This is a genomic window from Terriglobus sp. YAF25 (genome assembly GCF_052113305.1).
GTDB lineage: Bacteria > Acidobacteriota > Terriglobia > Terriglobales > Acidobacteriaceae > Terriglobus.
Genome location: NZ_JBFRCY010000110.1, coordinates 1 through 8,124 on the forward strand (window position 1 = coordinate 1; position 8,124 = coordinate 8,124).

The 8,124-nt window shown below is 57.2% G+C and carries 8 protein-coding genes; 6 read left to right on the top strand and 2 right to left on the bottom strand.

Annotation, left to right across the window (positions count from 1 at the left end):
- The 3 genes from AB4043_RS06370 to AB4043_RS06380 all read left to right on the top strand — a co-directional run.
- The coding region (locus AB4043_RS06370) for a cohesin domain-containing protein (protein WP_442306694.1) at positions 1–791 on the top strand (791 nt) is incomplete at its 5' end.
- A gap of 3 nt (positions 792–794) precedes the next feature.
- Positions 795–1,262 carry a type II secretion system protein gene (locus tag AB4043_RS06375; RefSeq protein ID WP_442306695.1) on the top strand — a complete coding sequence of 156 codons (468 nt, stop codon included), beginning with the start codon at positions 795–797 and terminating at the stop codon, positions 1,260–1,262.
- A 56-nt stretch (positions 1,263–1,318) separates the two neighbouring features.
- A complete protein-coding gene (locus AB4043_RS06380; protein ID WP_442300087.1) occupies positions 1,319–1,771 on the top strand; it encodes a type II secretion system protein in 453 nt (150 codons plus the stop codon).
- A gap of 147 nt (positions 1,772–1,918) precedes the next feature.
- On the opposite strand, the gene yihA is transcribed toward AB4043_RS06380, so the two are convergent.
- Together yihA and AB4043_RS06390 are read right to left on the bottom strand one after the other, a co-directional pair.
- Positions 1,919–2,509: a ribosome biogenesis GTP-binding protein YihA/YsxC gene (gene yihA, locus AB4043_RS06385; protein WP_442300086.1), complete on the bottom strand. Its 591-nt coding sequence runs from the start codon at positions 2,507–2,509 to the stop codon at positions 1,919–1,921.
- A 60-nt stretch (positions 2,510–2,569) separates the two neighbouring features.
- A complete protein-coding gene (locus tag AB4043_RS06390) occupies positions 2,570–3,304 on the bottom strand; it encodes a hypothetical protein (RefSeq protein WP_442300085.1) in 735 nt (244 codons plus the stop codon).
- A gap of 111 nt (positions 3,305–3,415) precedes the next feature.
- On the opposite strand from AB4043_RS06390, the gene AB4043_RS06395 reads away from it, so the two are divergent.
- From AB4043_RS06395 to AB4043_RS06405, 3 genes are all read left to right on the top strand, one after another.
- Positions 3,416–4,378 carry a serine hydrolase gene (locus tag AB4043_RS06395; RefSeq protein WP_442300084.1) on the top strand — a complete coding sequence of 321 codons (963 nt, stop codon included), beginning with the start codon at positions 3,416–3,418 and terminating at the stop codon, positions 4,376–4,378.
- Between the two features lie 40 nt (positions 4,379–4,418).
- Positions 4,419–4,967: a signal peptidase I gene (gene lepB / locus AB4043_RS06400; protein WP_442300083.1), complete on the top strand. Its 549-nt coding sequence runs from the start codon at positions 4,419–4,421 to the stop codon at positions 4,965–4,967.
- A 308-nt stretch (positions 4,968–5,275) separates the two neighbouring features.
- A partial coding sequence (locus AB4043_RS06405; protein WP_442306696.1) for a carboxypeptidase regulatory-like domain-containing protein occupies positions 5,276–8,124 on the top strand: 2,849 nt, incomplete at its 3' end.

Sequence of the window (8,124 nt, forward strand, 5' to 3'; positions counted from 1 at the left end):
TCCTAACCCGCCAGGACTCGTTGGGTGTGAGTGGGACTCCTGGTCTCGGTGAGTTGCCGCTGTTGAAATATGTCTTTGGCTCCAGGTCAAAGACGCAATCCCAGGATGAAGTTGTCTTCCTGCTGATTCCGCACCTGGTGCGGGAGAGCATGTTGAGCCGGATGAACACGCGTGCCGTCGATACGGGCACAAGCCAGTCGATTGAGCTTCGCCGCGAAGCGGGACAGGATTCTGCGTCAACCAGGACGACCGGGGCTGCCGGTCCCGGCGGGTCGCTTGTCCCGCCTGCACAGCGTACGACGGCTGCCGCTGCGGCAAATGCTGCTCTTCAGCAACTTCAGCAGGACGGCTCGGCTACCACCTCGGCTTCGGTAGCGGCGCCCGTCAGCTTTGCGATTACGCCGGGCAATGCAACCCAGGCCGTTGGCAGCACCTTCCAGGTGGCAGTCATGGCTTCGAATGCTCGCGACCTGTACTCGGTGCCGCTGCAGATGCAGTTCAATCCGCAGGTCCTGCAACTGGTGAACGTGGACAGTGGGGAGATGCTGGGCCGTGATGGTCAGGCTGTAGCTCTGGCGCATCGCGATGAGGGCAATGGAATGGTCACGATCTCCGCCTCGCGCCCGCCTTCTACAAAGGGTGTCGATGGACAGGGAAGCATCTGTGTGCTGACCTTCAAGGCCACTGCCGCGGGTGATTCCAACCTCATGCTGACGAAGGTGGGCGCGCAGAACTCRGCTCAGGTGAATCTGCCGGCTGTCGGTTCTCAGGCCATTGTGCACGTGAAGTAAGCCATGCCGAAGCATGCTCCAAACCGAAGGGGGGAGGCGGGCGTCACCCTGGTGGAACTGATCGTAGCAACGGCGATCATCGCCATCCTTGCGTCTGCGGTGCTTCCGATTGCGCGGTTCCAGCTCAAGCGTCAAAGAGAACGGGAGCTCCGGCGAGATTTGTGGGAGATGCGTGCAGCGATTGACCGTTATAAAGACGCTGCCGATCGCGGCGCCTTTCAGACCAAGCTCGAGAGCATGAACTATCCGCCGGACCTGGAGACCCTGGTGAACGGTGTGGATGTACAGGGGCACAAGGTGCGTTTCCTCAGGCAGATTCCTAAAGATCCAATGACCGGAAATACCGACTGGGGGCTGCGTTCCATGCAGGATGATCCGAGCAGCGATAGCTGGGGCGGACAAWATGTCTTCGATGTGCACACCCGCAGCACGGGCACAGGACTTGACGGATCGAGGTACTCCGAATGGTAGAGCATTTTTCCTGGAGGTGTAGAGTAGGGCTTCGGCATCTATGGGGGTTTTCCGCAATGAAAACGCCGCTGCACTCCTCTACCGGGATATCCAGCAACCGGAAAAATGCTCTAAGGAAGCGGAACCCCGAGCGCGGCTTCACTCTGATTGAACTCATCATTGTGATGACCATCATTCTTCTGCTGATGGCCATGGCTATCCCTGCATATCAGAATGCGGTAAAGAAGGCCAAAGAGGCTGTCCTGAAGGAAGACCTGCAAACCATGCGGCAGGCGATCGACTCCTACACCGTCGACAAGGAGAAAGGTCCGCAGACCCTGGAAGACCTGGTACAGGCGGGGTATCTGAAAGCGATGCCGACCGATCCCTTTACCCATCGCACCGATACCTGGCAGACAAGTTCCGACGGTACCTACAGCTCCGTCGACCAGACGGACACGGGCATCCAGGATGTCCATAGCGGATCGCAGGAGATCGGCACCGACGGCAGCATGTATTCGACATGGTAGACCGTCCGCCTCTCCTCCTGGAGGCTCTACACGGCTCTGAAGGCACGGTGATGCGCGCCGCGGTAGGGTTGTCGGTGCTCCGAAGTTCTTTCGCCGCGAGCGGCCGCCACGGTGTTATCTATGGCTGACGGGAGCAGGAACGGGACACTATGACGGCAGTGCTGCCAGCAGCCGCGACCATAGAGCCTTTGTCCCATCCGGTTTCTTAACCGAGCACGGGACCAGATCGTCGATCTGATGTTCCCGTTTCAGCAGTGCAATCGACTTCGCCAACGTATTGTTCGAGAGCCGGTCTGCCTTGGTTCCGACAACCAGATACGGCCGCTGGTGCTGTTGCAGGAAGTCGATCAGCATGCGGTCGCTCGCCTGGGGCGGGATATTGGTATCGACCAGGCAGACTGAGAGCGCCAGCGACTCGCGATCGGTAAGGTATGGCTCGATGAATGAAGGCCACTCCGCAGAGATGGACTTCGAGATCTTGGCGTAGCCGTAGCCCGGCAGGTCGGCAAAGATCATCTTCGCGGGTGCATTCGGCGAGGTGGAGAGGGCAAAGAAGTTGATGGCCCGTGTGCGGCCGGGCGTGGACGAGACCCGGGCGACGGTCGTTCCCAGCAACGCATTGATCAGGCTGGACTTACCGACGTTGGAGCGGCCCAGAAACGCGACCTCAGGCACCGTGGGGGCAGGGAAATGCGACGGACTGGTGGCCGAGAGCAGGAACTTTACGGAGACCTTCACGCTGTTAAGTGTAGCGGGCGCGGAGAGATTCTCCGCGCCGCTATTGGTTTCCAGTCCTGACTACTTACGAACGGTCAGAGGAGATGTAAGGGTGAAGTTGATGAGGGTCTCCGCGGGGATCGTGACATCCTTGTTTCCGGTGAAGGCCGCACCAGCTGTGCCGGCTCCGGCGCCGGAGGCAGCACCGATGGCAGCGCCCTTACCGCCGCCAGCCAGGCCGCCAATCAAGGCGCCCAGACCGGCGCCGCCGGCGATGAATCCGGTAGTACGCTTGCCCTTACCCTTCACTGCGACCTCGTAGGGGGAGGAGGAAACGCGCATTCCACCGATCTCGCTCAACTCGATGCCGAGAGCTCCCGCGCCCTTGAAACGTCCTTGTCCCTTGGCCGCGATCACAGTGCCGCTCACTTCGGTGCCGCGGGGGAAGACGGTGGTTTCGCCGACGACGATCGGGGAGTTCAGCACGCCACTCCAGCCGTCACCCACATTGGAGGCTTTGGCGGAGATGGTCTGGTTTACGCGGACTCCCACCCGGGTGCCATCCGGAACCGTCAGCGTGGTGACGACCGGGGCGGCGGGACGGGCAGCGCGAGCGGCCGGCGGCGGGGCCGGGGCAGCAGAGTTACCAGTAGCGGTTGCGGGCGCCGTTCCGCTGGGCGCCGGCTGACCATTTACCGGCAGGCTGGCGCTGTCAGGCGACTGCCCTGGAGGTGTCGTGGGCTGTGAGCTCTTGCATCCGGTGAAACCGACCGTGGCCAAAATAAGGGCGGCTACGAGAGAAAACGAACGAGACATGCGAAGTCCTTTCTTACTGATCGTGCGTGTGGACTGGAACGATACCTTTGCTTGGATGGCTATAGTACGTGAAAGTGTTGGTTGATCCTTTGTTATGTTAAGGTGCCATTTATGTTTCATTTCCGGAAACTTTGGTTTCAGACCTGCCTCTGCCTCGGAACGACATCCCTGACGTATGCGCAGCAGCGCGTCCCCGTACCGATCCATGAGCTGGTCACGGCGCACCATGGCAAGGTTGCCGTTTACGCGCGGCAACTCAACACCGGCAAAGTCATTGCAGTGGACGAGGATGCACCGGTCCAGACCGCCTCTGTCATTAAGCTGACGATGCTGTATGAAGCCATGGAGCAGATCCGTGACGGCAAGGCTAAATGGGACGAAAAGATCGTGCTGAAGCCGGGCGAGGCGGTCAGCGGCTCCGGCGTACTGACTTTTATGGATCCTCCTAAAGAGTTGACTCTGAAGGACGTTCTTACCCTGATGGTCATCCTGAGCGACAATACGGCTACCAACCTGGCGATCGACCGCTTCGGCGTGAAGGCGGTGAATGACCGCATTCTGGCGCTCGGCCTGAAAGACACGCACTTCTACAAGAAGGTGATGAAGCCCGCCACCGAGCCTATGCCCGAAGATCAGCCGAAGTTTGGCCTGGGAAAGACCACGGCACACGAGATGGCGATGGTGATGGAGAAGATCGGCCGTTGCGATCTGGGAGGTCCGGCACAGCCCCAGGACGAGGCTATCTGTCAGACCGCGCTGAACATGCTCCGGAATCAGTTCTACCGCAATACGATCCCGCGTTATCTGGAGACTCTGGACTCCAGCGAGGCCGGTTCAGCGATTGCCAATAAGACCGGTTCATTGAATGCAGTGCGGAATGATGTGGCGATCGTGGCGGCCAAATCGGGACCTATCGTGATCAGCATCTTCACCTGGCAGAACAAGGACACGAGCTGGACGACGGATAACGAGGGAGAGGGGACCATTGCCAAAATTGCACGGGAAATTGTGAAGGAATGGTCTCCGGAGGGCCTGGACGGCCGGCAGATGAAGCCGGGATTGGGTCTGAAGTAGTAGATTAGTGGTATCACCCCGTCTAATATTTCAGGTGGTCATGCACGACGAGCTAAAACCGAGTCAAGCGCAGCAGCCCGCCCGTCAGGTGACGGGATGGATTCGTGACTTCGTTATTTCCATCGCGATCTCGGCGTTTATCATCGTCTTTCTTTACCAGCCGGTCGTGGTGGAAGGTACATCGATGCTGCCGAGGCTCGAAGATCAGGACCGCCTGTTCATCAACAAGGTCGCATATCGCGTCGGCGATATTCATCGCGGCGATGTGGTGGTGTTCAACTATCCGCGCGATCCTTCGAAGAGTTACATCAAACGCGTCATTGCGTTACCCGGCGACACGCTGGAGATTCGTCATGGCCGCGTGTACGTCAATGGCAATCTCGTACCGGAGCCATATGTGCCCGCGCGTTTCCGCGATGAGCGTTCCGTGGTGCTGCAGACGGTTGGTCCAGAGAGTTATTGGGTGATGGGTGACCATCGCTCGGTATCGAGCGACAGCCGTGACTTCGGGTCTGTGGGCCGGAAATATATCTACGGAAAAGCCGTGCTCGTCTTCTGGCCCTTCGACCAGATGGGCGTAGTGCGCTGACCCTTGTCTCTGACGGTCGCGTTCCCTTGTAGTTAACCGTTGTTCTCCCTGAAGTCATCCCTTTAAAAGACAACCCTTTCTGACGAGACCTGCATCTTCCTGCCAGCCGGTTTTCCGGGATTGGAAACTGCGTGATGACGTGCGCGGCTATGGACTGCGGACACATGACGTGTGTCCAGGTGTGTGACCAATTGCGGGCCAGGTACCGAAAAAGTCTGCCGTCTCCCCACATAAAAATGGACGGCTCCTGAATGTGATGGCTCCTGGTGCAATGTGACGGCTCCCGGTGCGGCTTTTTTGGAGGCAGGATGAAGAACAACAGGAAATGCATGATGCGTGCGGCCATGCTCGTGGCCCTTGCGCTGTTAATGCCGGCCGTTGTGCTGGCGCAGTATCGTGCCGGACTGCAGGGGTCGGTGACTGATCCGGATGGGGCTGTGATTCCCAATGCAAAGATCACTCTGGTCGATAAGGCGACGAACCGGACACTGCAAACCACATCAAACGCGGATGGAACATATTCGTTCTCGCGCCTCGCTCCTTCGAACTACATGCTGACGGTGGAAGCCACCGGCTTCGTGAAAGAGCAACTTTCCAACATCACGGTGCAAGGCGAGGTGACGACGGGCCTGGATGTGAAGCTCCATGTCGGCGCTGTGACCGAAACCGTGCAAGTGACCGATGCTACACCGCTGATCAACACGCAGAACGCACAGGTAGGCGGAACGATTTCGACAGAGCAAATACAGTCGCTGCCATCAACCGGCCGCGATCCGTTCCAATTACTGCAGCTTGCTCCCGGCATGTTTGGTGATTCATCCCGTGCGGGCGCCGGCGGCGCTAGTAATCTTCCGGGGAATGCCGGCCCCGGCGGAGCGAGCACGACGAGCAGCATCTTTCAGACAGAGAATCAGGCACAGGTAAGCGCGAACGGCACCCGCAATATCTCCAATAACATGCAGGTCGATGGTGTATCGGTCAATAGCCTCGCATGGGGCGGCGCCGCTGTGATCACACCGAATGAAGAGAGCGTTAAGGAAGTTCGCGTCTCGGCGAATCCCTACGATGCTGAAAGCGGACATAATAGCGGCGGCCAGGTGCAGGTCGTGTCGAAGGCCGGCTCCAATAGCTGGCATGGCAGCGGCTTCTTTAAGTTTCACCGGCCAGGACTGAATGCTTATCAGCGGTACAACGGACCAGGTACAAAGACACTGCGTGATTCCAATAAGTTCAACCAATTCGGTGGCAGTGTCGGTGGGCCGATCTGGAAGGATAAGCTCTTCTTCTTCTTCTCTTACGAGACGCTGCGAAATAACAGCATCAGTTTTGGCAACGATTGGTATGAGACTCCGCAATACATCCAGACTTTAGCCAGCCGTAAAGCAAATGGCATCGGTACGCGCTTGTACAACTACAAGGGTATGGGAGTCTCCTATACCGGTATCAATGCCAAAACCTGCAGCGACATTGGTCTTTCGTCCGCGAGTTGCCGTGACGTGAATGGAGGGCTCGATCTAGGATCTCCAACGTCAACTGCTCTGGGAACTCCTGATCCCACCTATGTCAGCAGCGGAACACCTGGTGTAGGAGGTGGATTCGATGGGGTTCCCGATGTCTTCAATGTCACCACCGCCAATCCAGTTCAAAATACATTCCAACAGTTTCAAGGACGAGCAGACGCACAGATCACGCATCATGATCTGTTGACTTACACCATGTATTGGGTCCCGAGCAATTCAACCTCGTACAACGGCCCGATTCGTTCCGCAAACCTTTGGCATTCGAACCGTTTGAACTATGCCGCATCTCTGCTGTGGAACCACACCTTTAACCCGACGCTGGTAAATGAAGCGCGTGGGAATGTAACTCGCTGGTACTTCAATGAAGTAACCTCGAACCCACAGGAACCGTGGGGATTACCGACGCTTACCACCGATGTGCCGGGAACCATGCAGACCGCCCTTCAGCCCGCAGGAGCACCCGGGCCGGGAGTTTTTTATCAGACGACGTATAACTTCCGCGATGTGGTGACCAAGACTGTCAGTTCTCACACTATCAAGGCCGGAGCAGATCTCTATTGGGAGCAGGACAATGATGTGCAGGCGGGTGCAGCTCGGCCGCAGTACTTCTTTCGCWAKCTATGGGATGTAGCAAACGACGTGCCGTACAAAGAGAGCGGTAACTTTGACCCTCGCACCGGTTCCCCGACGTCGAACAAGAAATATATCCGTTCTAACATCTGGGCGGGCTTTATCCAGGATGACTGGAAAGYGCTTCCAAATCTGACACTCAACTTTGGCCTGCGTTGGGAGTACTTCACCCCGGTGCGCGAGAAGTACAACAACCTCAGCAATGTTGTTCTCGGCCAAGGGAATGCACTCCTGACCGGAGCTTCCATTCGCGTTGGTGGGGATCTCTACGGGGCATCCAAGAACAATTGGGGTCCTCAGGTTGGTTTTGCTTTCACACCGAAGATGGCCTGGAGTAAGCCTTTTGTTATCCGCGGCGGTTTTGGCATTGGCTACAATCGCATGCAGCAGGCCATCACGTTGAATGGCCGCGCCAATCCTCCGCTGGTTACAAATCTTACGCTGCAGTGTACTAATGTGAATGCTCGTACCGGATGCGGCAGCATCCTGTATCAGACTCCCAGTACCCCAACCTCATTTGATGGATATCCCTCCAATCCATCTGCAAAGCAGACCTTTGACTCTRAGGGATTGCCTGTGGGCGGGACGGCACTTTCTCTGACTGGGTTCCCCCTCTCCTTGCAGACTCCTGTGACCTACGGTTATTCCCTGACCGCAAGTCAGGAGCTTGGCGGAAACTGGGTGGCGACCGTTGGATATCAGGGAAGCTCTACCCGACACTACACGCGCCAGTTGAACCTCAATTGGAACTATCCAAACATTCGAGATTCCCGCATTCAAAACATGTACTACTACGTGAATGATGCCAATGCGAACTTCAATGCGGGATGGGTCGAGCTGAATCATCGCTTCTCGCGCATGTTCGATATCGATGCGCAGTATCGCTATGCAAAGTCGATGGATAACGGATCGAACGATTACTACATTGGCGAGTACCCATATGACATTCGCTACGCTACCGGCCCCTCAGACTATGACGTAAAACACAATGTCAAGCTGTATGGAAC